General features: G+C 73.1%; 21 protein-coding genes. 13 read left to right on the top strand and 8 right to left on the bottom strand.

Annotated features, from left to right (window positions below):
- Positions 1–95: 95 nt before the first annotated feature.
- The 4 genes from E1165_RS19750 to E1165_RS19735 form a co-directional block, all read right to left on the bottom strand.
- On the bottom strand, positions 96–1,196 hold the full coding sequence (locus E1165_RS19750; RefSeq protein ID WP_132393273.1) for a succinate dehydrogenase/fumarate reductase iron-sulfur subunit: 1,101 nt from the start codon (positions 1,194–1,196) through the stop codon (positions 96–98).
- A gap of 3 nt (positions 1,197–1,199) precedes the next feature.
- On the bottom strand, positions 1,200–3,113 hold the full coding sequence (locus E1165_RS19745) for a fumarate reductase/succinate dehydrogenase flavoprotein subunit (RefSeq protein WP_132393272.1): 1,914 nt from the start codon (positions 3,111–3,113) through the stop codon (positions 1,200–1,202).
- A 13-nt stretch (positions 3,114–3,126) separates the two neighbouring features.
- On the bottom strand, positions 3,127–3,948 hold the full coding sequence (locus E1165_RS19740) for a hypothetical protein (RefSeq protein WP_165945268.1): 822 nt from the start codon (positions 3,946–3,948) through the stop codon (positions 3,127–3,129).
- A 238-nt stretch (positions 3,949–4,186) separates the two neighbouring features.
- Positions 4,187–6,325 carry a prolyl oligopeptidase family serine peptidase gene (locus E1165_RS19735; RefSeq protein ID WP_132393271.1) on the bottom strand — a complete coding sequence of 713 codons (2,139 nt, stop codon included), beginning with the start codon at positions 6,323–6,325 and terminating at the stop codon, positions 4,187–4,189.
- An 86-nt stretch (positions 6,326–6,411) separates the two neighbouring features.
- Here E1165_RS19735 and mshB point away from each other — a divergent pair, with 86 nt between their 5' ends.
- The 3 genes from mshB to E1165_RS19720 all read left to right on the top strand — a co-directional run bounded on the left by mshB (position 6,412) and on the right by E1165_RS19720 (position 8,336).
- Positions 6,412–7,335, top strand: coding sequence for an N-acetyl-1-D-myo-inositol-2-amino-2-deoxy-alpha-D-glucopyranoside deacetylase (gene mshB / locus E1165_RS19730; RefSeq protein WP_207916962.1), 924 nt, complete (start codon positions 6,412–6,414; stop codon positions 7,333–7,335).
- A gap of 17 nt (positions 7,336–7,352) precedes the next feature.
- Positions 7,353–7,790, top strand: coding sequence for a hypothetical protein (locus E1165_RS19725; protein ID WP_132393274.1), 438 nt, complete (start codon positions 7,353–7,355; stop codon positions 7,788–7,790).
- Between the two features lie 81 nt (positions 7,791–7,871).
- Entirely contained in the window at positions 7,872–8,336 is a 465-nt protein-coding gene (locus tag E1165_RS19720) for a hypothetical protein (RefSeq protein ID WP_132393269.1), read from the top strand.
- A gap of 139 nt (positions 8,337–8,475) precedes the next feature.
- Here the strand turns inward: E1165_RS19720 and E1165_RS19715 are convergent, their stop codons facing one another.
- The gene (locus E1165_RS19715; protein WP_132393268.1) at positions 8,476–9,438 is read right to left on the bottom strand and encodes a GNAT family N-acetyltransferase; all 963 of its coding nucleotides are present in this window, start codon (positions 9,436–9,438) and stop codon (positions 8,476–8,478) included.
- A gap of 79 nt (positions 9,439–9,517) precedes the next feature.
- Between E1165_RS19715 and fdxA the strand changes: the two genes are divergently transcribed.
- Together fdxA and dapC are read left to right on the top strand one after the other, a co-directional pair.
- Entirely contained in the window at positions 9,518–9,844 is a 327-nt protein-coding gene (gene fdxA, locus E1165_RS19710; RefSeq protein ID WP_132393267.1) for a ferredoxin, read from the top strand.
- The gene (dapC, locus tag E1165_RS19705) at positions 9,841–10,956 is read left to right on the top strand and encodes a succinyldiaminopimelate transaminase (protein WP_132393266.1); all 1,116 of its coding nucleotides are present in this window, start codon (positions 9,841–9,843) and stop codon (positions 10,954–10,956) included. The genes fdxA and dapC overlap by 4 nt, the downstream gene beginning before the upstream one ends.
- Before the next feature lie 59 nt (positions 10,957–11,015).
- Here dapC and E1165_RS19700 read toward each other — a convergent pair whose 3' ends face one another.
- On the bottom strand, positions 11,016–12,857 hold the full coding sequence (locus E1165_RS19700; protein WP_132393265.1) for a M48 family metallopeptidase: 1,842 nt from the start codon (positions 12,855–12,857) through the stop codon (positions 11,016–11,018).
- Between the two features lie 86 nt (positions 12,858–12,943).
- Between E1165_RS19700 and E1165_RS29075 the strand changes: the two genes are divergently transcribed.
- The 5 genes from E1165_RS29075 (at position 12,944) to E1165_RS19680 (ending at position 19,062) form a co-directional block, all read left to right on the top strand.
- Positions 12,944–13,117 carry a hypothetical protein gene (locus E1165_RS29075; protein ID WP_165945267.1) on the top strand — a complete coding sequence of 58 codons (174 nt, stop codon included), beginning with the start codon at positions 12,944–12,946 and terminating at the stop codon, positions 13,115–13,117.
- Positions 13,118–13,209: 92 nt separating this feature from the next.
- Positions 13,210–14,256, top strand: a complete 1,047-nt coding sequence (locus E1165_RS19695) for a prephenate dehydrogenase/arogenate dehydrogenase family protein (protein WP_132393264.1) — start codon at positions 13,210–13,212, stop codon at positions 14,254–14,256.
- Positions 14,257–14,261: 5 nt separating this feature from the next.
- Positions 14,262–14,900, top strand: a complete 639-nt coding sequence (locus tag E1165_RS19690; protein WP_132393263.1) for an SIMPL domain-containing protein — start codon at positions 14,262–14,264, stop codon at positions 14,898–14,900.
- Positions 14,900–15,547, top strand: a complete 648-nt coding sequence (locus E1165_RS19685) for a nucleoside/nucleotide kinase family protein (protein ID WP_132393262.1) — start codon at positions 14,900–14,902, stop codon at positions 15,545–15,547. Before E1165_RS19690 ends, E1165_RS19685 begins: the two co-directional genes overlap by 1 nt.
- A gap of 137 nt (positions 15,548–15,684) precedes the next feature.
- Complete coding sequence (locus E1165_RS19680; protein ID WP_132393261.1) at positions 15,685–19,062, top strand: S8 family serine peptidase; 3,378 nt, start codon at positions 15,685–15,687, stop codon at positions 19,060–19,062.
- An 80-nt stretch (positions 19,063–19,142) separates the two neighbouring features.
- Here E1165_RS19680 and dapD read toward each other — a convergent pair whose 3' ends face one another.
- On the bottom strand, positions 19,143–20,099 hold the full coding sequence (gene dapD, locus E1165_RS19675) for a 2,3,4,5-tetrahydropyridine-2,6-dicarboxylate N-succinyltransferase (RefSeq protein WP_132393260.1): 957 nt from the start codon (positions 20,097–20,099) through the stop codon (positions 19,143–19,145).
- Positions 20,100–20,227: 128 nt separating this feature from the next.
- On the opposite strand from dapD, the gene dapE reads away from it, so the two are divergent.
- Positions 20,228–21,301, top strand: a complete 1,074-nt coding sequence (gene dapE / locus E1165_RS19670) for a succinyl-diaminopimelate desuccinylase (RefSeq protein ID WP_132393259.1) — start codon at positions 20,228–20,230, stop codon at positions 21,299–21,301.
- A gap of 177 nt (positions 21,302–21,478) precedes the next feature.
- Here the strand turns inward: dapE and E1165_RS29070 are convergent, their stop codons facing one another.
- On the bottom strand, positions 21,479–21,640 hold the full coding sequence (locus E1165_RS29070) for a hypothetical protein (RefSeq protein ID WP_165945266.1): 162 nt from the start codon (positions 21,638–21,640) through the stop codon (positions 21,479–21,481).
- A 156-nt stretch (positions 21,641–21,796) separates the two neighbouring features.
- Between E1165_RS29070 and E1165_RS19665 the strand changes: the two genes are divergently transcribed.
- Both E1165_RS19665 and E1165_RS19660 read left to right on the top strand, forming a co-directional pair.
- Positions 21,797–22,675 carry a TIGR00730 family Rossman fold protein gene (locus E1165_RS19665; RefSeq protein ID WP_132393258.1) on the top strand — a complete coding sequence of 293 codons (879 nt, stop codon included), beginning with the start codon at positions 21,797–21,799 and terminating at the stop codon, positions 22,673–22,675.
- 4 nt (positions 22,676–22,679) lie between these two features.
- Positions 22,680–23,225 carry a TIGR00730 family Rossman fold protein gene (locus tag E1165_RS19660; RefSeq protein ID WP_132393257.1) on the top strand — a complete coding sequence of 182 codons (546 nt, stop codon included), beginning with the start codon at positions 22,680–22,682 and terminating at the stop codon, positions 23,223–23,225.
- Positions 23,226–23,298: the final 73 nt, after the last annotated feature.

Genomic DNA, 23,298 nt, shown 5'->3' with positions numbered 1-23,298 from the left:
GCCCCCTCCTGCTCGCCACCGCCCCCTGACCCTTCACCGACACAACGGGGGCCCGCGGCGTCAGCCGCAGGCCCCCGTCGACGTCGTGGTGCTGCTCAGTGCTTCTCGTCCTGGCTCGGGTGGGCGAAGTTGAGGTGCTCCGGGGGCAGCGGGAAGGTCACGTCGTCACCGAACGGCGACGGCGCCGCCGCCCGGTCGAAGGTCAGCTCCGTCAGCGGCAGCTTGCCGCTGGCGTCCACCGCCGGGGCGGTCGGGTGTGGAACCTCGCGGTGCCAGTTCACGCCCTTCTGGGCCTGCACCTCGGCACCCGGGTCGCCCGAACCCCCGCCGTGCGAGTGGACCCCAGCTTGACGCGCGCCGCTGTGCACCACGGACTCCTTCCCCGCGCTGCTCGCGGTGCTCTGGGGCTGCTGACCCCGACGGAAGATCTTGCTACCAAGCCACACGAGGGGATCGTACCTGCGGTCGACGACCCGTTCCTTCATGGGGATGATCCCGTTGTCGGTGATCTTGATGTGCTCGGGGCAGACCTCCGTGCAGCACTTCGTGATGTTGCAGAAACCCAGGCCCTGCTCCGCCTGTGCGTACTCCTTGCGGTCGGTCCTCGCGTCCAACGGGTGCATGTCCAGCTCGGCCGCCCGGATGAAGTACCGAGGGCCGGAGAACGCCGGCTTGTTCTCCTCGTGGTCGCGGATCACGTGGCAGACGTTCTGGCACAGGAAGCACTCGATGCACTTGCGGAACTCCTGCGAGCGCTCCACGTCGACCTGCTGCATCCGGTAGTCGCCCGGTGCCACCCCCTCCGGCGGGGCGAAGGCCGGGGTCTCCCGCGCCTTCTCGTAGTTGAACGAGACGTCGGTGACCAGATCCCGGATCACCGGGAAGGTGCGCAGCGGCGTCACCGTGACCGTCTCGTCCTCCGTGAAGGTGGACATCCGGGTCATACAGCTCAACCGCGGCTTGCCGTTGATCTCCATCGAACAGGAGCCGCACTTGCCCGCCTTGCAGTTCCAGCGGCAGGCCAGGTCCGGCGCGTCGGTGGCCTGGAGCCGGTGGATCACGTCGAGGACCACCTCGCCCTCGTTCACCTCGACCGTGTAGTCGCGCAGGTCGCCGCCGGTCTCGTCGCCCCGCCAGATGCGGAACTGTCGCTTCGCGGCCGGCTTGCCGGCCGCCGGGGAACCGTTGTCACCCATTCCTCAGCGCTCCTCCTCGGTGAGGGCGTCGAACTCCGCGAGCTCCTCGTCGGTCAGATACTTGGCCAGCTCGGCGCGGTCGAAGAGGCCGACCAGCTCCGGCCGCATCCTCGGCAGCGGCTTGTGCGTCAGGCGGACGGTGTCACCGTCCAGCGCGCAGACCAGGTTCACCCGTCGCCACTTCGGGTCCATCGCCGGGAAGTCCTCCCGGGTGTGCCCGCCGCGGGACTCCTGCCGCTCCAGCGCCGCCATCGCGGTGCACTCCGAGACGACCAGCATGTTGCGCAGGTCCAGCGCCAGGTGCCAGCCCGGGTTGTACCGCCGGCCGCCGCTCGCGCTGACCTTGGCCACCCGCTCGCGCAGCTCCGCGAGCCGGCGCAGGGCATCCTCCAGCTCGCTCTGCCGGCGGATGATCCCGACCAGATCCCCCATCACCGACTGGAGGTCCTGCTGGAGGGTGTACGGGCTCTCGCCGGTGTCCCGTTGCAGGGGCGCCAACGCCGTCTCCACCGCGGCCTCCACCGCGCTGATCGACACCTTCGGGCGGGAGGGCAACTGCTCGGCGTACGACGCCGCGTGCCCACCGGCCCGCTTGCCGAAGACCAGCAGGTCGGACAGGGAGTTGCCGCCGAGCCGGTTGGAACCGTGCATGCCGCCGGAGACCTCCCCGGCGGCGAAGAGCCCTCGCACCGACCCGGCCGCCGCCCCGGAGTCCGGGTCCACCTCGACGCCACCCATCACGTAGTGGCAGGTCGGGCCGACCTCCATCGGCTCCTTCGTGATGTCGACGTCGGCCAGTTCCTTGAACTGGTGGTACATCGACGGCAGGCGACGGCGGATCTCATCGGCCGACTTGCGAGAGGCGATGTCCAGGTAGACACCGCCGGCCGGCGTACCCCGGCCGGCCTTGACCTCGCTGTTGATCGCGCGGGCGACCTCGTCGCGGGGCAGCAGCTCCGGCGGACGCCGGTTGTTGTCCGGGTCGGAGTACCAGCGGTCCGCCTCGGCCTCGTTGTCCGCGTACTGCTTGCGGAACACGTCCGGCACGTAGTCGAACATGAACCGCTTGCCCTCGGAGTTCTTCAGCACACCGCCGTCACCGCGGACCGACTCGGTGACCAGGATGCCCTTCACCGAGGGCGGCCAGACCATGCCGGTCGGATGGAACTGGAGGAACTCCATGTTGATCAGCGTGGCCCCGGCGCGCAGCGCCAGCGCGTGCCCGTCCCCGGTGTACTCCCACGAGTTCGAGGTGACCTTGTAGGACCGGCCCACGCCGCCGGTCGCGAGCACCACCGCCGGCGCCTCGAAGAGCACGAACTCGCCTGACTCCCGGTAGTAGCCGAACGCGCCGGCGATCCGGTCCCCGTCGAGCAGCAGCTCGGTGATGGTCGTCTCGGAGAAGACCTTGATCCGGGCCTCGTAGTCGCCCAGGTCGCGCTTGTCCTCCTGTTGGAGGGAGACGATCTTCTGCTGGAGGGTGCGGATCAGCTCCAGGCCGGTCCGGTCGCCGACGTGCGCCAGCCGTGGGTACTCGTGGCCGCCGAAGTTGCGTTGGGAGATCTTCCCGTCCTTCGTACGGTCGAAGAGCGCGCCGTACGTCTCCAACTCCCAGATCCGCTGCGGTGACTCCTTGGCGTGCAGCTCGGCCATCCGGAAGTTGTTGAGGAACTTGCCGCCGCGCATGGTGTCGCGGAAGTGCACCTGCCAGTTGTCCCGGCTGTTGACGTTGCCCATGGCGGCCGCCGCGCCGCCCTCGGCCATCACCGTGTGCGCCTTGCCGAACAGCGACTTCGAGATGATCGCGGTCTTCCGGCCGGCCAGCCGGGCCTCGATCGCCGCGCGCAGCCCGGCGCCACCGGCGCCGATCACGACGACGTCGTAGTGGTGTCGTTCGATACGAGTGGTAGTGGTCATGTCCAGGCGCCCTCTAGTTGATGAACCGCAGGTCGTCGATCCACTCGGCCGCCACCGCCATGACGTAGAAGTCGGTCAGGGCGAGGGTGCCGAGGGTGATCCAGGCGAGCTGCATGTGCCGGACGTTCAGCCGGGACACGAACGTCCAGGCCTGGTAGCGCACCGGGCTCTTGGAGAAGTGCTTGAGCCGGCCGCCGACGATGTGCCGGCAGGAGTGGCAGGAGATCGTGTACGCCCAGAGCATCACCACGTTGCCGAGCAGGATGATGTTGCCCAGTCCGAACCCGAAGCCCTTCGGGGAGTGGAAGGCGAGGATCGCGTCGTAGGTGTTGATCAGCGAGATGATCGCGGCGGCGTAGAAGAAGTACCGGTGCAGGTTCTGCCCGAGCAGCGGGAACCGGGTCTCCCCGCTGTAGGTCTTGTGCCCGTCCGGCACGGCGCAGGCCGGGGGCGACAGCCAGAACGACCGGTAGTACGCCTTGCGGTAGTAGTAGCAGGTCAGCCGGAACAGCAGCAGGAACGGCAGGGTCAACGCCGCGTCCGGAATGATCCACCAGCCCGGCAGGTACTGCCCGAAGTGTGACGCGCCCTCGACGCACCGGTCGGTCACACAGGGGGAGTAGAACGGGGTCAGGTAGTGGTAGGCCGGCACCCAGTAGTTGTCGTGCTGGAAGACCCGGACCGTCGCGTACGCCACCCAGGCGGTGAGGCCGACGACGGTCAGCAGTGGGGCGAGCCACCAGCGGTCGGTACGCAACGTCTTCGCCGCGACCGCGGCGCGTGCCCGCGCCCCCCGCGGCTGGTTGGCCAACGTCGTGGCCGACTTTGCTGTCATTCGAGTCGTCTCCCTGACGGAGCCCTCACGGGCGGCGGATCACATTCCGTGCCGGTCAGCGGACCGGCACGACCGCGTCCACTGCCACGTCTTGCGCACACCAACGACCGCACCGGCAGATCGGCGCAGCTAAGTGACACACGTTACGCCGATCTTTACGGTCCGGCCGCGCAACGCAGTGTCCCGTGTGTCCCGGACGTTGGAAAGACCCGGACCATGATCAATGTCTGGTCGGTGGCTACAGGTGGTGGCGGAGGAAGTCCAGCTCCAGGCGGAGCAGGCGCTCCGACACCCCGCCCGCCGCCAGGTGGGTCGCCCCGGTCAGCGGCAACACCGCGTGCGGGCGGCCGGTGGCCAGCAGCGCCGCCGAAAGCCGCAGCGTGTGCGCGGCCAGCACGTTGTCGTCGGCCATGCCGTGCACCAGCAGCAACGGCCGGGCCTGCTCCGGGGCGACCACCGGCTCGGCGGCCAGCTCCACCAGCGAGTGGTGGCCGTAGACGTCGATCCCGTCGTCCGGCATCCCCAGGTAGCGCTCGCTGTAGGCGGTGTCGTACAGGGCCCAGTCGGTGACCGGGGCCCCGGCGATGCCGCACCGGAACAGCTCCGGATGACGCAGCACCGCCAGCCCGGCCAGCCAGCCCCCGAACGACCAGCCGCGCACCGCCACCCGGCCGAGGTCCAGGTCCGGGTGCTTGCCGGCCAGCGCGGTCAGCGCGTCGACCTGATCGGCGAGGACCACGTCGGCCAGCCGCCGGTGGACCGCCTTCTCGAACGAGGGGGCGACGCCCGGCGTGCCCCGGTTGTCGATCGTCACCACGCCGAAGCCCTGGTCGGCCCACCACTGCCGCTCCAGCCAGGCCGCCCGCGCCGCCACCACCTCCTGGTGACCGGGACCGCCGTAGATGTCCAGCAGCACCGGCAGCCGGCTGCCCTTCACGTGATCGGTGGGGTACAGCACCCCGGTCGGCAGCCGGCGGTCGGTCACCCGGACCAGCGTCGGCCGCGGGGCGTACGGCGGGGTGGCGGCCAGCGAACGCAGCCGGGCCACCTCCCGGTCGCCCCGCCACACCGACCAGGTGGTGCCCGGGTCGTCCAGGGTGGCGGTGCCGACCACCAGCACGTCTCCGCCGACGGCGGCGGTGTGCCAACCCGGGGTGCCGCTCATCCGGCGGGCGTCCACCCCACCGCCGATCGTGGTCCGGACCCGGTACAGGTGGCGTTGGCTCGGCTCGCCCTCGCTCGCCTCGACCAGCAGGTCGGCCGGGCCACCGCCGGTCGGCAGCCGCCCCACCACCCGCCGTACGTACAACGACGGCGGGGTGAGCAGGGTGCCGTCGGCGAAGAGACAGCGGGCGTCGTACCCGTCGTGGGCCAACTCGCCGCCGACCAGCACCCGGCCGTCCGGCAGGTGCGCCGGGGTGCCCGGGATCGGCTCCACCCAGCGCGGGTCCGCCAGCTCGGCGTGCACCTGCGTCTCCCCGGTACGCGGGTCGACCGCCAACACCAGGCCGTGCTGCTGCGAGCGGCGCAGCACCGTGATCAGCGGCCCGCCGTCGGCCCAGGTCACCGACGCCAGGTAGGGGTAGGTCTCCCGGTCCCAGTGCACGTCGACCCAACCGCCGTCGAGGTCGAGCAGGTGCAGGCTGACCTCGGCGTTCGGGCCGCCCGCCCGCGGGTACGCGACGCTGGCCGGCGCGTTCGCCGGATCGACGGGGTCGTGCAGGTACCAGCGCGGCAGGCGGCTCTCGTCGACCCGGGCGGCCAGTACCGACCGGCCGTCCGGGGCCCACCAGTAGCCGCGGAACCGGTGGAACTCCTCGGCCGCCACGTGCTCGGCCAGCCCCCAGGTCACCCCGGAGTCCTCCCCGGCCAGCAGGTTGTCGGTGCCGTCGGGCTCGACCACCCGCAGTTCGCCGCGGCGGACCCCCTCGGCGGCGTCCGTGACGTACGCCAGCCGCTCACCGGTCGGATCGGGCCGCGGATCGATCACCGGCCCGGCGGTGCTCACCTCGACCACGTCGCCGTGTACCAGGTCTGCCCGGAACAGCCGGCCGGCCAGCGGGAAGACGGCCACCCGACCCGCCGCGTCCAGGGCGTACGACCCGATGCCGGCGCTGCTCACCCGCTGCCGCTCGCGCAGCGCCCGCTCGCCCGGGGCGAGCGCCGCCGGATCGTTCCCGCCGAGGAGCGCGGCCGGGTCGGCCACCAGCCGTTCCTCACCGGTGGCCACATCCAGGGACCAGAGCGCCTCGGTCGGGTCCTCCGGACCGGCCGAGCGGAGGAAGACCACCCGGGAACCGTCGTCCGCCACGGTGACAGCGCGCGGCGCCCCGTGGCTGAACCGGCGGGTGCGGGCGGCCAGCTCCGGAAAGTCCACGCCTCGGATCGTAGGGGCGTGCCCGGCGTGATGTGGTCGACCTGGGCGGACGCGTAACCGTCGGCGGCCCAGAACCGCCGGATAGAGTGACGCTCGTGACGACGCTGCCCGACCGACGCCTGTTGCTGGTCCACGCGCACCCCGACGACGAGTCCATCGGCACCGGATCGACGATGGCCCACTACGCCGCCACCGGCGCCCACGTCACGCTGGTGACCTGCACCCTCGGCGAGGAGGGCGAGATCCACGTGCCGGAGTTGGCCCAGCTCGCCGCGGCCGAGGCCGACCAGCTCGGCGGCTACCGGATCGGCGAGCTGGCCGCCGCCTGCGCCGCGCTCGGGGTCGCCGACCACCGCTTCCTCGGTGGGGCGGGCCGCTACCGCGACTCCGGCATGATGGGGCTGGCCACCAACGACCATCCCCGCGCCTTCTGGCAGGCCGACCTGGACGAGGCCGCCGGGCACCTGGTGGAGATCATGCGCGAGGTCCGCCCACAGGTCATGATCACGTACGATCCGAACGGCTTCTACGGTCATCCCGACCACATCCAGGCCCACCGGGTGGCGACGCGGGCGCACGAGCTGGCGTCCGCCGAGGGCTGCGCCCCGGCCAAGGTCTACTGGACGGCGATGCCGCGCAGCGTGCTGGAAGCCGGCATGACCCACTTCATCGAGGCGTCGGACAACCCCTTCGCGGGCATCGGCGGCGTCGACGAGCTGCCCTTCGGTACCCCGGACGACCAGATCGCCGCCCGCATCGACGCCACCGAGCAGCACACCGCCAAGGAGGCGGCGATGCGTGCCCACGCCACCCAGATCCCGGCCACCTCGTGGCTCTACTCGATCGCCGGCAACTTCGGCGCGGAGTTCATGGGGGTGGAGTACTTCACCCTCGCGGTGGGAAAGAAGGGCCCCGGGGCGGGCCCGTACGGCTGGGAGGACGACCTCTTCGCCGGCCTGGCGACGGACGGGCCGGACCGGTCCCCGGCCACGGCGGCCGGGCTCCGGTGACCCTGCCCGCCGCGCCGATGCCGCTCGTCGAGGAGGAGACCGTGCCGCCGCTCCCGGGCGCGGCGCACCGCCTGCTCGACCTCGCCCTCAGGGTGGCCGGTGGGATCGTCTCGGCCGTCGGCGGGGTGCTCGCCGCCGTGCTCGGGCTGGTGTTGACCCCGGTGCGGGTGGGTGGGCACCTGATCGGGGTGTCGGTCCCGGTGACCATCGCCGCCGCGATCGTGCTGAGCTGGTTCGCGTACGCGACGGTCGGCCGGAAGTGGGCGTTGGCGCTGCCCGCGCTGCCCTGGTTCGCGCTGACGGCGGTGGCGGCCGTCCGGACGGCCGAGGGAGACCTGCTGCTGACCGGGGACAACTGGGTCGGGCTGGCCATGATCACGGCCGGCGCGATGACCTTCGCGGTGATGGCGTTCCGGCGGATCCTCAGCCCGCCGCAGCACGGTCACCACGGGTGATGACGGCACGCCGGCTGTGGTGGTAGACATTCCTGCCAGAAGGCCCGCCGCGGGGGCGGGCGGTACGGCGGGAGGCGTGCGATGAGGGATCGGTGGCGCGCGGTCGGTGTGCTGGCGGGAGCGCTGTTCGCGGTCAACGTGGTGGCTCGGGTCATCATCAAGCTGGGCTTCGACGGGAACGACACCGCCACCGACCGGGTCTCGCTCGGCATGTTCGTGGTGATCGGGACGATCCTCGCCGTGGTGGTGTTCGTACAGGGGCGTACCCGTCCGGCCGGGGCGTGGGGCGCCGACATCGGCGCGGCGGTGGTGGTCGCGCTCGCGCTGACCGTGCTGGTCGGGCCGCTGCTGGTCGGCGACAACCCGGTCGGCGGGGGCGCGGGGCTGTTCTTCGCCCAGATCTGGCTCTACCTGCTGGCCGCCGGCGCCGGCGTGGCCATCGGTTACCTGGTGCTGACCGCGCTCGGCCTCGACCACCGTTCCCAGCAGCTCAAGCGGTACGCCGAGACCAAGGCGGCGAAGCCGCGCCGGGTCGTCCGCCGCTGACCTGCCCCGGCGCCCGGCCGGCGGCCGCTGGGACCGCCCGGCTGCTGGCTGCCCTGCTCCGCTCGGCGTCGATCGACTCCGTTTGCCGGGGTCGGCGACAAGAGCCGAGGGAGCGCGGTCGGGGCACCCGAGGGAGTGGTCAGGTGGGTGGGGCGACCCGGGTCAGGTAGGTGTGGTGGGTGGTGAAGCCGAGTTCCCGGTAGAGCGCCACCGCCGCCGTGTTGCGCTGCTCCACCTGGAGGAAGGCCCGGGTGGCGCCCTCCGCGCGGCCCCAGTCGGCCAGCGCGCCGATCACCCGCCTGGCCAGTCCGCGCCGCCGCGCCTCGGGCACCACCTCGATCAGGCTGAGCCCCAGCCAACGCCCCTGCCCGGCGACCGTGCCCCGGCCCGTCGCGAGCAGCGTGCCGCCGGCGTGCACCTGGGCGAAGCGGACCCGGTCCACGGCGGTCAGCACGTGCCGGGCGGAGTCCGGCAGGCCGCCCTTGCGGCTGGCGGCGATCCCGAGCCAGTCCTCGGACGGCGCGGTGGCCAGCTCGACCCGCGGTACGTCGGCGGTGGCCGGCGGGGCCGGTGGCAGCGCGGCCAGCGACGCGGTCTGCACCAGCACCAGCGGCCGGGCCCCCCACCCCCGGGCGTCCAGTTCCGTGCCGACCGGTGTGGCCAGCGGCAGCGGGGTGTTGACCATGGCCGGTTGCCCGAGGTCGGCGTACCAGCGCAGCACCGCGTCGACCGCCTCGGGCAGGGGCCGGTCCGGGTCGCCGACCGGGAGGGCGGAGTTGGCCCGGCCGCTCCACCCCTCGGCGGACCGCAGCAGCCAGTCGCCGAGCCGGCCCCGTACGGCGGCGGGCCAGGACTCGTCGGCGGCCAGCTCCAGCTCGATCACGGCGGCGGCGGTGGGCCGGCGGGTCGCCGGCACCCGCTTGGCCCGGTGCACCTCGGTCAGTGGCACCCGCAGCCGGCCCTGCACCGTGGCCAGCGTCAGGTGCGTGCCGGTCAGCTCGACCAGCTCGCCGAGGGCGTCCGAGAAGAGCGGCCGACCCGCACGCTCACCCACCACCCGCCGGACCACGATCCGGTGTCCCACGTCCTGCTGTCGGAGCACGATCGACCTCCTCCCCGGCGAGATACTAGGCTCTTAGCGTCGCGGGTGATCGCGACGAGTCTTGCGGAGGAGAAGACCGGTGACCTACATCATCGCCGAGCCGTGCGTCGATGTGCTCGACAAGGCATGCATCGAGGAGTGCCCGGTCGACTGCATTTACGAGGGCAATCGGATGCTCTACATCCACCCCGACGAGTGCGTCGACTGTGGTGCCTGTGAGCCGGTCTGCCCGGTCGAGGCCATCTTCTACGAGGACGACGTCCCGGAGCAGTGGAAGGACTACACCGGGGCCAACTACGAGTTCTTCGATGACCTGGGCTCGCCGGGCGGCGCGGCGAAGATCGGCAAGGTGGCGAAGGACCACCCCTTCGTCGCCGCCCAGCCGCCGCGCGGAGAGGGCCACTGAACCGCCCCGCGCCGGTTTCGGCACGGCTGCCCGAGTTCACCTGGGACACGCTGGACGCCGCGGCCACCCTGGCCGCGGCGCATCCGGACGGCCTGATCAACCTCTCGATGGGCACGCCGGTCGACCCGGTGCCGCCGGTGATCCGCCAGGCGCTGGCGGACGCGTCCGACGCCCCGGGGTACCCGCTGACCGCGGGTACCCCGGCACTGCGCGACGCCATCGCCGCCTGGGTGGCCCGGGCCTGCGGCTCGGGTCTCGACGGGTTGGGTGTCCTGCCGACGATCGGTTCCAAGGAACTGGTCGCCTGGCTGCCCACCCTGCTCGGGATCGGCCCCGGTGACGTGGTGGTGGTGCCGTCGATCGCGTACCCCACCTACGAGGACGGGGTCCGGCTCGCCGGTGCCACCACCGTCCGCGCCGACTCGCTCACCGCCGTCGGTCCGACCTCCCGGGTGCGCCTGGTCTGGGTCAACTCGCCGGGGAACCCCACCGGCCGGGTGCTGCCCGCCGCGCACCTGCGCAAGGTGGTCGACTGGGCCCGGGAGCGCGGCGCGGTGGTGGCCAGCGACGAGTGCTACCTGCCGCTGGGCTGGACCCCCGACGCCGAGCCGGTGTCGGTGCTCTCGCCCGAGGTGTGCGGCGGGTCGTACGACTCGGTGCTGGCGGTGCACTCGCTGTCCAAGCGTTCCAACCTGGCGGGCTACCGGGCCGGTTTCGTGGCCGGCGACCCGGCGCTGGTCGCCGAACTGCTCAAGATCCGTAAGCACGCCGGCATGATCGTTCCGGCGCCGGTGCAGGCCGCCATGGTGGCCGCGCTGGCCGACCAGGCGCACGCCGACGAGCAGCGGGAACGGTACCGGGCTCGGCGGGAGACGCTGCTCGCCGCGTTCACCCGGGCGGGGTTCACGGTCGAGCACTCCGAGGCCGGGCTCTACCTGTGGATGACCCGCGGCGAGGACTGCTGGGACACCGTCGACTGGCTGGCCCGCCGGGGCATCCTGGTCGCCGCCGGCGTCTTCTACGGCCCGGCCGGCGCCCGGCACGTCCGGGCGGCGCTCACCGAGTCAGACGCGCACGTCGCGGCGGTCGCCGCCCGGCTCGCCCAACCCTGACCGCCCGAGACCGACGAGGCCCGCCCCCCTCCCGGGAGCGGGCCTCCACCGGTCCGGCGTCAGCCGTTGATCCTCGCGAAGACGTCGAGCAGGGTGTCCCGGCTCTTCTTCTCCAGCAACTCGCTGGAGAAGAGTTCCTGCACGGCCATGACCCGGCCGTCGTGCAGGGTCAGCTCCGCCTTCAGCGGCACCGGTCGGCGCACCTCGACGGAGGTGATCTCCTCGTACGGCAGGAACGGGTGCCGGGCCGCCAACTCGCCGGTCGGAGCCCCGGCGATCATCTCCCGGAGCCGCTTCTCGCCCTTGCTCGCCTTGCCCGGGTCGGGGATCAGGATCAGCCCCCGGTCCAGCACCAGCACGTCGTGCTCCCGGCCGTCGATCTTGATGTTGGCCAGCGCGCCGATCAGGTTGGCGTTGTCGGCGGTGGCCCGGCGCTGCACGACGGTCGCCGCGGTCGGGTCGACGCCCCGCTCGGTCAGGCGGGCCAGCGCCTCGTCGAGGGTCTGTGGGAAGACCGCCAGCTTGGCGATCTCGGCCAGGTCCCACGGCTCGCCGTCCGGGCCGACGAACCGCGCCGGTCCGCTCCACGACAGCTGCCAGCGGGCCCGGCCGGACCGGGCCGCCGCGTTGTCCAGCAGGGTCTGCATCGGCCCGGCGAAGCGGGCCGCGGCCTCCTTGCGGGTGGCGTCGCCGAAGAACTGCTCGGCGAACTCGCCGAGCCGCCCGGCCCGGACCAGGTCCAGCACCGTCGGCAGGCCCGGCTCGGACACGCCGGTGAACCGGCCGGTTGCGCGGTAGATGCCGTCGGCCCGGCGCTGCACCTGGGCGGCGATCGCGGCGTGGGTGAACTCGGCCCAGGGCAGCACCCGGCGGCTGCCGTGGTCGACCACGACCTCCTGTAGCCGCCGGCCGGCCGTGTCGATGTCGGCGAGGAGGACCGAACCCGGCCGGTCGTCGGGATCTCCCGCCCCGGCCGGCGCGTCGGCCATGGCGGCGATGCGGACCCCGATCGGCGGGTGGGTGTCCCACCGCGACGGCTGCGGGTCGGGCGTCTCCTCGCGGAGCCGGTCGATCTCCACCCGCCGGGCCTCCAGCAGTCGTCCGAACCCGCCGAACAGATCGTCCGGGGCGAGGTCGGCGGTCCAGCCGCTCTCCACGTACCGGCCCAGGTAGAAGTTCCAGGCGGCGTCCAGCGCGGGAAGGGCACGCAGCGCGGACGTCGCCGCCTCGTGCCCGGCGAGCCGGACCGAGGAGCGGTCCGCCTCCAGTTCCTGCCGGCGGGACGCGGCGTTGTCGACCATCAGGTAGAGCTTCGAGTAGCCCCTGAAGACCAGGCCGATCGGATTGCGTGGGCTGATCCGGGCGATGGTCTCCTCGATCGCGAGCCGACCCCGGTACGCCACGCCGCCGAGCCGCGTGTGCTGGCCGGAGTAGTGGCCCAGCTCGTGCGCGAGCACTGAGCGGAACTGGTCGACCCGCATCCCGTACAGCAGCGGCAGGCCCACGTAGAGGGTGCGCCGGCCGCCGACCAGGCCGAGCAGGCGGCTCTGCTCGCCGACCGCCGCGTTCACCTCGGGCACCAGCCGGATCTCGTCCGGCGCCCGGGTGCCGACGGCGGCGGCCAGCTCGCGGACGGTCGCCCAGAGCGCCGGCGCCGCCCCCTCGTCGAGGGCCAGGCCCGGCGCCGGCTCGTTCTTCGTACGGATCGCCCGCCAGAGCCCCACCACCACCGCGCCGAGCGCGACCACCAGCGGCAGCAGCAGCTTGCCGGTCAGCAGCCCGCTGGTGTGGTCGGCCAGCCAGAACCCGAGCGCGACGACCGCGGCGAGCTGGAGCAGCGCGACGACGTAGAAACCGATCAACATGACCACCGAGGCGAGCGCCCGGTACGTCGCGGCCATGACTGTTCCCTCCCCCTGGGTAAGCCCGCCTGGCGGCGGGCGGCGCAGGGGACCGTACGACGTGGACACCGCGTGGACAACCCCGTGTGCACAACACGTTCGCGATGGGCTCCGCCAAGGTCGGGGACCTGCCCTCCGCCGCCGGCCAGTTCGAGGTGATCGGTGACCAGGTGACCGAGTGGCCCTGGCAGTACATCAACCGGAACCCGGTGATCCCGTTCGTGGCGTGGCGGGACGCGGCCATGGCCGTCGAGGGCTGACCGCCGTACCCGTCGGGCCGGGGCGTTATCCTCGGCCCGGACCTGGTCGGGGCCGTCGGCCCCGCGCCCGAGCGGGACGGCGAGGTGTGCGGATGGTGGGCAGCGCCGGGGCGTTGGTGCGGGCGGCGGTGGTCGGCACCGGCCTGATCGGCGGGTCCGTGCTGCTCCGGCTGCGCGCCGCCGGCCTCGACGTGGCCGGCTGGGATCCGGACGAGGCGACCCGGCGGCAGGCCCGGCAGGTCGGCGTGCCCACACCGGACCGGCTGGTCGAGGCGGTGGCCGACCGGGACGTGGTCTTCCTCTGCGGGCCACTGCCCACCCTGCCCGGCACGCTGCTGGAGGTGGCGGCGGCCACCCCGGACGGCTGCCTGCTGACCGACGTCGGGAGCACCAAGGCGGAGCTGGCGGCGTTCGCCGCCGAGCGGGGTCTGACCCACCGGTTCGTCCCCGGTCACCCGATGGCCGGCACCGACCGGGCCGGTCTCACCGCGGCGCTGCCGGAGCTGTTCGACGACGCCGCCTGGGTGCTCTGCCCGGCGCCCGGGCCGGGCCTGGCCGCGTTCCGCCGGCTCGCCGCGCTGCTGACGGAGGTCTTCGCCGCCCGGGTCGTGCCGCTCGGGGCCGACCGGCACGACGCCGTCGTCGCGCTCGCCTCACACGTGCCGCACCTGCTCGCCGGGGCGCTGGCCGGTGCGGCCGAACGCTCGCCGTTGCGGGACGCCGTGCTGTCGCTGGCCGCCGGCAGTTTCCGCGACGGCAGCCGGGTGGCCGGCACGCCCCCGGAGCGTACGGCGAACATGCTGCTCGGCAACCGGGCCGAGGTCCTGGCCGCGCTGGCCTCGGTGACCGCCTTCCTCGACGAGCTGGCCGGCGCGCTGCGCGACGGTGACCGGGCCACGTTGACCGCGCGGTACGCCGAGGGGCGGGCCGCCCGGTCCGCGTTGGCCGCCCGGCCGGCGACCGAGGTGCGCCGTCGCTTCCCGCTCGCCGGCTCCGCCGAGGAGCTGCGTTTCCTGCACGAGCTGGGCGCGGCCGGTGGGTACCTGCACGGGTGCCGGACGACCGGCGACGGAGTCGAGTACGTGGGCCGCCGGTTGGCCGTGGAAACGCGCGACCTGCCCGCCCCGCCGTTAGGGTGAGGGGCGTGACGGACGGACCGGTCGTGGCGGTGCGCGGTGAGGCGTACCGGGAGGTCGCGCCGGAGCTGGCCCGGTTCCGGGTGACCGCGACGGCGCGGGAACGCAACCGTGAGGCCGCCCTGACCCGGCTCGCCGAGCGGGCCGCCGCCGTCCGCGTGCTGCTCGACGAGCACGATCGCGCGATCGACCGCCGGGAGACCGGTGAGCTGTGGGTACGCCCCGAGACGAACCGGTCCGGCGAGCGGGTGGTCGGCCACCACGGCAGTGTCAGCACCACGGTCACGGTGAGCGACTTCACCGTCCTCGCGGAGCTGATGTTGCGCCTGGCCGACCAGGAGCAGGTCGAGATCGCCGGGCCCTGGTGGTCGCTGCGGCCGGACAGCCCGCTGTACCGGGAGGCGCGGCACGCGGCGATCGCCGACGCGCTGCGCCGGGCCCGGGAGTACGCGGAGGCGCTGGGCGCCCGGGTGACCGCGCTGCGCGAACTGTCCGACACCGACGAGGGATTCGGCCCGGCGGGGGGTGGGGCGATGTTCGCCCGTGCCGCCGGAGGCCCACCCGAGCTGGACCTGGACCCGCAGCCGCAGCCGGTGCACGCCGTGGTGCGGGCCCGGTTCTCCATCAGCGAGCCGGTCGTGAGCTGATGCCCGAGGCGTCCGTGCTCCCGTTCGACGACCTGGTGGCCCGGGCGCGTGCCCTGGCCGAGGCCGGGCCGCGGCAGCTGCTCGGCATCGCCGGCGCGCCCGGCGCCGGGAAGTCGACCCTCGCCGAGCGGATCGTGGCGGCGGTCGGTCCGGCGGCCCGGCTGGTCCCGATGGACGGCTTCCACCTGGCGCAGTCGGCGTTGGAACGGTTGGGCCGGGCCGATCGCAAGGGCGCCGCGGACACCTTCGACGCCAACGGGTACGTCTCGCTGCTGCGCCGGCTGCGGCGTAAGGAGCCGAGCGCGGTCTGGGCGCCGGCGTTCCGGCGGGACATCGAGGAGCCGGTCGCCGGCGCGATCGAGGTGCCGCCCGCGGTCCGGTTGGTGGTGACCGAGGGCAACTACCTGCTGCTCACCGAACCACCGTGGGACGAGGTCCGGTCGCTGCTGCACGAGGTCTGGTTCCTCGACCTGGACGCGCGGTTGCGGCTGCGCCGGCTGGTCGCCCGGCACGAGGCGTACGGGCGATCGCTGGCCGAGGCGGCGGCCTGGGCGCACGGCAGCGACGAGGCCAACGCGGCCCTGGTGGCCGGCACCGCCGACCGTGCCGACCTGGTGGTGCGCCTCGCCGATTCGCTGCCCGCGTGACGGTTCGCCCCGCTCGGGGCTGCCGACGGTGACCGATGTGGCTGGTCTTCGGTGTGTCCGAAGAGCGTCATTCTTCGGCCTTCTCTTTGCATACCCGGTATGCAATTCTGAGCTTCGTCAATGCGACTCCCGCAGTGATGACGCTCGACGAGGAGGATCCGTTGCACCACAGAAGAAGGAGAACGGCCGCACTCGGCCTCGCGATCGGTCTGGCGGTGACCACGCCGGCCGCCGCGTCGGCCGCCGCGCCCGCAGGCTCCCCGACCGCCCGGCCGGCCGTACCACCGGCGACCGCGACCGGGAAACACATCGTCACCCTGGTGACCGGCGACCGGGTCACCGTCACCGCCGGCGGCAAGGCCGCCGTCCAGCCCGGCCCCGGCCGGGAGAAGATGCAGTTCCTGGCACGCCGCGAGCGCGGGCACCTCTCGGTGGTCCCGCAGGACGCGGCCGCGCTGATCCGGGCCAACCGGGTCGACCCGCGGCTCTTCGACGTCACCGGCCTGATCGACGCCGGCTACGACGACGCGCGCCGCGACGACCTGCCGCTGCTGGTGGCGTACGGCTCCGGCGCCGCTCGGCGTGGCGTGGCCGCGCTGCCCGGCGCCCGGGTGACACGGGACCTGCCGGCGATCGGTGGCGCGGCGGTGACCGCCGGCAAGGCCTCCGCCGCCGCGGTCTGGTCCACGGTGACCACCGGGTCGTCCGGGGCTCGACTCGGCGCGGCGGGGGGCGTCGAGCGGATCTGGCTCGACGGTCGCCGCCAGCCCACCCTCGACCACACCGTCCCGCAGATCGGCGCGCCCGCCGCCTGGTCCGCCGGTCTCACCGGCAGGGGCGTGACGGTGGCGGTGCTGGACACCGGCGTCGACGCCACCCACCCCGACCTGGCCGGCAAGGTCGCCGAGGCGCGGAACTTCAGCGAGGTCGACGACAACCGGGACACCGTCGGGCACGGCACCCACGTCGCGTCGACCATCGCCGGCAGCGGGGCCGCCTCCGGCGGCCGGTACAAGGGCGTGGCACCCGACGCCGTGCTGCTGGACGGCAAGGTCTGTGAGGACAGCGGCTGCTCCGAGTCCGCGATTCTCGCCGGGATGCAGTGGGCCGCGGTCGAGAAGCGGGCCGCCGTGATCAACATGAGCCTCGGCGGTCGGGACACCCCCGAGATCGACCCGCTGGAGGAGGCGGTCGGGACGCTCACCGAGCAGACCGGCACCCTCTTCGTCATCGCCGCCGGCAACGACGGCGCTGATGGCTCGGTCGGCTCCCCGGCCAGCGCCGACGCCGCGCTCGCCGTGGGCGCGGTGGACCGCGCCGACGACCTCGCCGACTTCAGCAGCCGAGGGCCCCGCGTCGGTGACGACGCGCTGAAGCCCGAGATCACCGCGCCCGGCGTGGACGTGGTGGCCGCCCGGTCGGCGCACGGCCAGATCGGCGACCCGGTGGGGGAGCGCTACGTCACCCTCTCCGGCACCTCGATGGCCACCCCGCACGTGGCCGGTTCGGCGGCGCTGCTCGCCCAGCGGCACCCCGCCTGGAAGGCCGGTCAGCTCAAGTCGACCCTGATGGCCGCCGCCAAGCCACACCCGGCGCAGACGGCGTACCAGCAGGGCGCCGGACGGGTGGACGTGGCGCGGGCCATCACCCAGCAGGTGACCAGCGACCCGGCCAGCGTGTCCTTCGGTCGTACGCTCTGGCCGCACCACGACGACGCGCCGGTCACCCGTAAGGTGAGCTGGCGCAACACCGGCCCGGCCCCGGTCACCCTCGACCTGACCGTCCAGGCCAGCGGCCCCGACGGGAAGGCCGCCCCGAGCGGCATGTTCACCCTCGGCGCGCAGCGGATCACCGTGCCGGCCGGCGGGCACGCCGAGACCACCGTCACCGTGGACACCCGGCTCGGCGACGCCGACGGCTACTGGACCGGCCGGGTCCTCGCCCGCAGCGGGACGACCGTCGCGGTCACCCCGCTGGCCGTGCACCGCGAGGTGGAGAGCTACACCCTCACCATCAAGCACCTCGGCCGCGCCGGCACGCCCGACGGGGCCGGCGGCAGCATGCTGGTCGGCCTGGCCAGCTTCGGCGTGTACGACATCTACGCGCCCGACGGGGTCGCCGAGGTACGGGTGCCCAAGGGCCGGTACGGGCTCAACACGGTCTTCATCGAGCCCAAGCCGGACGGTGAGACAGCCCACCTCACCCAACTCTCCCAGCCCGAACTTCTGGTCGACCGGGACCAGGAGATCACCGTCGACGTACGCCGGAGCGCGCCGGTGCGGATGACAGTGCCCCGGGCCGACGCGAAACCGGCGTTGGCCGCGGTCAACGCCGAATTCCGGGCCGACGACGGCAGCTCGTACGGCTTCGGCCTCCTCGCCGACTCCTTCGCCGACCTGGCCACCGGGCAGCTCGGCGGCACCGTGTCGGCGGACCGGTTCGTCACCAGCTTCGACGGCCAGTGGGCCGAGCTGGGCGGCGAGCACAGCCCGTACCTGTACGCGGTGAGCGAGGCCTTCCCCGGCCGGCTGCCCACCGGGCTCGTCCGCAACTACCGCAAGGCCGAGCTGGCGACCGTCAAGCACACGTTCCGGGACATCTACCCGGGGCTGGAGGCCGAACGCCTGGTCTTCCCCCACAACGACTACAACACGGGCGGCTGGGCGATCGTGCTTCCCACCGACGTGCCCGGCGAACGCGTCGAGCACTACAGCACCAACAAGATGCGGTGGACCTCCGAGCTGCGGTTCGGGCACCCCAGCTCGGAAGGGCCGTGGCTGGACACCCAGGCGATCCTGGAGTCCCCGCCCACCGCGTACAAGTCGCGGCGGACGGTCGGCGAGTCCTGGGGTGTCGCCCCGCTCGGGCCCTCCGCGCTCCCCACCCGGTGGATCTTCCCGAGCGTCGGCCGGTTCGGTGACACGATCTTCGCCGGGGTGCCGATGTTCAGCGACGCCGCCGGCCACACCGGCGCCTCGGTCACCGACAAGGGCCGCACCGCGCTGTGGCGCAACGGGAAGCTGGTCGGCGAGACCGACGGTGCCGGGTACGGCGAGTTCGAGGTGCCGGCCGCGGCGGCGGACTACAAGCTGACCGTCTCGGCGACCCGCAGCCTCACCGACCTGGGCACGGCGGTGGAGTCCACCTGGACCTTCCGGTCCACGCACACGACCGGCGAGAAACCGGTGGCGCTGCCGGTGTCGGCGATCGGTTTCCGTCCGCGGCTGGCGGCCGACAACAGCGCCCCGGCCGGCCAGTCGCTGACCATCCCGGTCGACGTGCGCCGGCAGGACGGCGCGGGCACGGCCCGGGTGAAGAGCCTGACCGTCGACGCCTCGTACGACGGCGGGAAGACCTGGGTCAAGGCCGGCGTGGTGCACGTCCCCCGGCACGGTTGGGCGGCCGTGGTCAAGCACCCGGCCGCCGCCGGATACGTGTCCCTGCGGGCCAGCGCCCAGGACACCGACGGCAACACCGTGACCACGCGGATCATCCAGGCTTACCGCCTGAGGTGAGCCTGGCCCGACCGGGCCCGCGGTCATCCCCGCGGGCCCGGTCGGGTGGTCGGGGCCGGGGCGCGTACGCCCGGCCCCGGTCAGTCGTTGGCGTGCAGGGCGGCGTTCAGTTCGATGCCCCGGCCGGTGCGCGGCCTGGCCTCCAGCGCCCCGGTGACCGAGTTGCGCCAGAAGAGCAACCCGTCCACGCCGGAGAGCTCCCGGGCCTTCACCACCCGGCCGTCCGGCAGAGTGATCTTCGAACCGGCGGTGACGTAGCAGCCGGCCTCGACCACGCAGTCGTCGCCGAGGGAGATGCCGATGCCGGCGTTCGCGCCGACCAGGCTCCGCTCGCCGATGCGCACCTTCTCGGTGCCGCCGCCGGAGAGGGTTCCCATGATCGAGGCGCCCGCGCCGATGTCCGAGCCGTCGCCGACCACCACTCCCTGCACGATCCGGCCCTCCACCATCGAGGTGCCCAGGGTGCCGGCGTTGAAGTTGCAGAAGCCCTCGTGCATCACGGTGGTGCCGGCGGCCAGGTGCGCGCCGAGCCGGACCCGGTCCGCGTCGGCGATCCGGACCCCGGAGGGGACCACGTAGTCGGTCATCCGGGGGAACTTGTCCACCCCGTACACCGCCAGGTGGCGGCCGGCGGCCCGCTCGATGACCCGCAGCTCGTCCACCCGCTCCGGCGGGCACGGCCCGGCCGAGGTCCAGGCCACGTTGGCCAGCTTGCCGAAGATGCCGTCGAGGTTGAGCTCGTTCGGCCGCACCAGGCGGTGGGAGAGCAGGTGCAGGCGGAGGTACGCGTCGGCGGCGTCCTTGATCGGGTCGTCCAGCGAACCGATCACGGTGACCACCTCGACCGTACGCAGGCCGGGCAGCGCGCGTTCGCCGACCGCGCCGGGCGGCAGGTCGAGCACGTCGGCCTGGTCCTCGCCGGGCACCAGCGGCAGCTCACCGAGTCCCAGCTTGCCGGTCGGGTACCAGGTGTCGAGGATCTGGTCGTCACCGGTGACGGTGGCCAGGCCGATACCCCAGGCGGATTCCGACGTCACAGCTCTCCCTCTCGCTCGTCGACGGCGCGGGCGGCCACGCCGCGCCTCCCGCGCCGCCGCGTCCCGCGCGAGCCGCACCGGAGCGCTCGCTCCTCGCGCCCACCGATCCTGAAGGTACCGTGCGAGACATGCAGAACCCGCTGACCCCCGAGGTACTGGCCGATCCGGTGGCGCTGACCCGTGCCCTGGTCGACATAGAGTCCGTCTCCCTCAACGAGAAGGCGATCGCCGACTGCGTGGAGGAGGTCCTGCGGGGGGTGCCGCACCTGGCGACCTTCCGACACGGCAACACCGTGATGGCCCGCACCGAACTGGGGCGGGACACCCGCGTGGTGCTCGCCGGCCACCTCGACACGGTGCCGTTGAACGGCAACTTCCCGTCGACCATGCGCGGCGACCTGATGTACGGCTGCGGCACCTCCGACATGAAGTCGGGAGTGGCGTTCGCGCTGCACCTGGCGGTCACCCTGCCCGACCCGCGCTACGACGTGACGTACCTCTTCTACGAGGCCGAGGAGATTGAGTCGAGGTACAACGGGCTCACTCTCGTCGCCGAGGCGTACCCCGAGTGGTTGCAGGCGGACTTCGCGGTGTTGCTGGAGCCGACGTACGGCATCGTGGAGGCCGGCTGCCAGGGCACCATGCGGGCGGTCGTCACCACCTACGGCGAGCGGGCCCACGCCGCACGGTCCTGGCGCGGGGTGAACGCCATCCACGGCGCGGGCGAGGTGTTGCGGCGACTCGGCGGGTACGAGGCGCGTCGGGTGACCATCGACGGGTGCGACTACCGCGAGGGGTTGAACGCGGTCCGGATCACCGGCGGGGTCGCCGGCAACGTCATCCCCGACCGCTGCGAGATCGAGATCAACTACCGGTACGCCCCGGACCGTGACCCCGCCGCGGCAGAGGCGCACCTGCGCGAGGTCTTCGCCGGCTTCGACCTGGTGGTGACGGACGCGGCGCCCGGCGCGGCCCCCGGCCTGGGCGCGCCCGCCGCGCAGGAGTTCCTGGCGGCGGTGGGTGCCGCGCCGATCGGAAAGCTGGGCTGGACGGACGTGGCCCGGTTCGCGGCGATGGGGATTCCGGCCCTGAACTTCGGTCCCGGCGACCCCAACCTGGCGCACCACCGGGACGAGCACGTCGAGATCACCAAGATCCGTGACGGCGCCGCCACCCTCCACCGTTGGCTCGCCCCCGCCTGATTCCGCTTCGTCCCACCCGACGTGCTTCCCGGGCCCGGCGTGCCTGAGCCGGCGCGTCCGGGTCCGGCGGGTTCGCCCGGGAGGGACGGACGCGTGCCCGGTGAGCGCTTCGTGAAGCGGCGCGAGGCCCCGGCGGCCGGAGACCGCGGAGCCTCGCGGAAGTGGGTGGACGGCCGGTCAGGCGCTGGTCAGCAGCGAGGTGTCGGTGGTGTCGACGGGCTCGGTGGGAGGCTCCGCCGGAGACTCCAGGGCGCGGGCGCGGCGGCGCTCGGCCACCACGTCGCGGATGCGCCGCTGCATCTGTCGGCGGATCCGCATCCGCTCGTTGTTGCTGATCACGCTGGCTCCTCCCCCGAAGGCGCGCGGTCGGGGCATACCCGGTATGTGAATAGTAAGACGTACGGGCGACCGAAATAGTTGCCCAAGATCGCGAACTTTTTCGCCAGCCTGTCGCCCAGCTCACCGGGGAGGTGTCACTCCACTACGGTGGCTGGCATGAGCCAGAGCAACGGGCGACGACCGGGACGCGACCCGGAACGGCATCGGGGCGCCGTCACGCTGCGCCGTGGCGCCATCCCGACCAGCACCGCCGACCAGCGGCTGTTGGACTCGCGCACCCGCGGCGACTGGAAGACCAAGGACGCCTGGCGGGCACTGCGGATCCTCTCCGAGTTCGTCGAGGGCTTCGACACCCTGGCCGATCTCCCGCCCGCGGTCAGTGTCTTCGGCTCGGCGCGGAGCCGGCCGGAGAGCCCGGAGTGCCGGATGGCCGAGGAGTTGGGGGCTGCCCTGGCCCGGGCCGGTTACGCGGTGATCACCGGTGGCGGCCCCGGAGTGATGGAGGCGGCCAACCGGGGAGCCAGCGAGGCCGGTGGGCTCTCCGTCGGGCTCGGCATCGAGCTTCCCTTCGAGCAGGGGCTCAACGACTGGGTCGACCTGGCCATCGACTTCCGGTACTTCTTCGCCCGCAAGACCATGTTCGTCAAGTACGCCCAGGCCTTCGTGGTGCTGCCGGGCGGCTTCGGCACGATGGACGAGCTGTTCGAGGCGCTCACCCTGGTGCAGACCGGCAAGGTGACCCGGTTCCCCGTGGTGCTGATGGGCACGACGTACTGGCGGGGACTGTTCGACTGGCTGCGCGACACCATGGCCGCCGACGGCAAGATCGGCGCGGTCGACCTGGAACTGATCCGCCTCACCGACGACGTCAACGCCGCTGTCCGGCACATCGTCGAGGCCGAGGCGGCGCTCTCCGCCGAGCAGGAGGCGGTCCGCGAGGAATCCGTCGCCGTGACCGCCGCCGACCAGCGGGCCGCCCGGCGGGCGGCGCAGGACGAGCCGCGCCGGTCCGCCGACAGCGGGCGGGAGGGCTGAACGGGTGGCGGCCATCTGTGTCTTCTGCGCGTCCTCCCGTACCCTCGACCAGCGCTGGCTGGACCTGGCGGCCGAGACCGGCGCGGAACTCGCCCGGCGCGGACACACGGTGGTCAGTGGCGGTGGCTGCGTGGGGATGATGGGCGCCCTGGCCGACGGGGCGCGGGCAGCCGGCGGGCGCACCCTGGGGATCATCCCGCAGTCGCTGGTCGACCTGGAGGTCGCCGACCTGGCCTCCGACGAGTTGCTGGTGACCGCCAGCATGGCCGACCGCAAGACCCTCATGATCGAGAAGTCGGACGCGTTCCTCACCCTGCCGGGCGGGCTCGGCACGCTGGACGAGCTGTTCGAGGTGTGGACCACCGCCACGCTAGCCCTGCACGCCAAACCGATGGCGTTGGTCGACACCGGGGGCTTCTACCGGCCACTGCTCGACTGGCTCGGCACCCTGACCGACCGGACCTTCCTCAAACCGGCCGGCTTCGACCTCCTCACCGTGGCCGACACCGTCCCGGCCGCCCTCGACGCCCTGGAATCCCGCCTCACCTGACTTCGCCCCCGCTCCGGGCAGCCCGTGCCGGGTCGACGTTGGCGGAGGCCGCGGGCGGGGTGGGGTGGAGGCG

It is taken from the genome of Micromonospora sp. KC723, assembly GCF_004348595.1.
Taxonomy (GTDB): Bacteria; Actinomycetota; Actinomycetes; order Mycobacteriales; family Micromonosporaceae; genus Micromonospora.
The sequence above is the reverse complement of the archived record's forward strand: the minus strand, read 5'-3'. Positions and strand labels throughout refer to the sequence as shown.

What these genes read in the sequence shown, in the direction of transcription:
- E1165_RS19750 (WP_132393273.1), bottom strand. Translation starts at nt 1,196, where the DNA reads ATGGGTGACAACGGTTCCCCGGCGGCCGGCAAGCCGGCCGCGAAGCGA.
- E1165_RS19745 (WP_132393272.1), bottom strand. Translation starts at nt 3,113, where the DNA reads ATGACCACTACCACTCGTATCGAACGACACCACTACGACGTCGTCGTG.
- E1165_RS19740 (WP_165945268.1), bottom strand. Translation starts at nt 3,948, where the DNA reads ATGACAGCAAAGTCGGCCACGACGTTGGCCAACCAGCCGCGGGGGGCG.
- E1165_RS19725 (WP_132393274.1), top strand. Translation starts at nt 7,353, where the DNA reads ATGCCGCTCGTCGAGGAGGAGACCGTGCCGCCGCTCCCGGGCGCGGCG.
- E1165_RS19720 (WP_132393269.1), top strand. Translation starts at nt 7,872, where the DNA reads ATGAGGGATCGGTGGCGCGCGGTCGGTGTGCTGGCGGGAGCGCTGTTC.
- E1165_RS19700 (WP_132393265.1), bottom strand. Translation starts at nt 12,857, where the DNA reads ATGGCCGCGACGTACCGGGCGCTCGCCTCGGTGGTCATGTTGATCGGT.
- E1165_RS19695 (WP_132393264.1), top strand. Translation starts at nt 13,210, where the DNA reads ATGGTGGGCAGCGCCGGGGCGTTGGTGCGGGCGGCGGTGGTCGGCACC.
- E1165_RS19685 (WP_132393262.1), top strand. Translation starts at nt 14,900, where the DNA reads ATGCCCGAGGCGTCCGTGCTCCCGTTCGACGACCTGGTGGCCCGGGCG.
- E1165_RS19680 (WP_132393261.1), top strand. Translation starts at nt 15,685, where the DNA reads ATGACGCTCGACGAGGAGGATCCGTTGCACCACAGAAGAAGGAGAACG.
- dapE (WP_132393259.1), top strand. Translation starts at nt 20,228, where the DNA reads ATGCAGAACCCGCTGACCCCCGAGGTACTGGCCGATCCGGTGGCGCTG.
- E1165_RS19665 (WP_132393258.1), top strand. Translation starts at nt 21,797, where the DNA reads ATGAGCCAGAGCAACGGGCGACGACCGGGACGCGACCCGGAACGGCAT.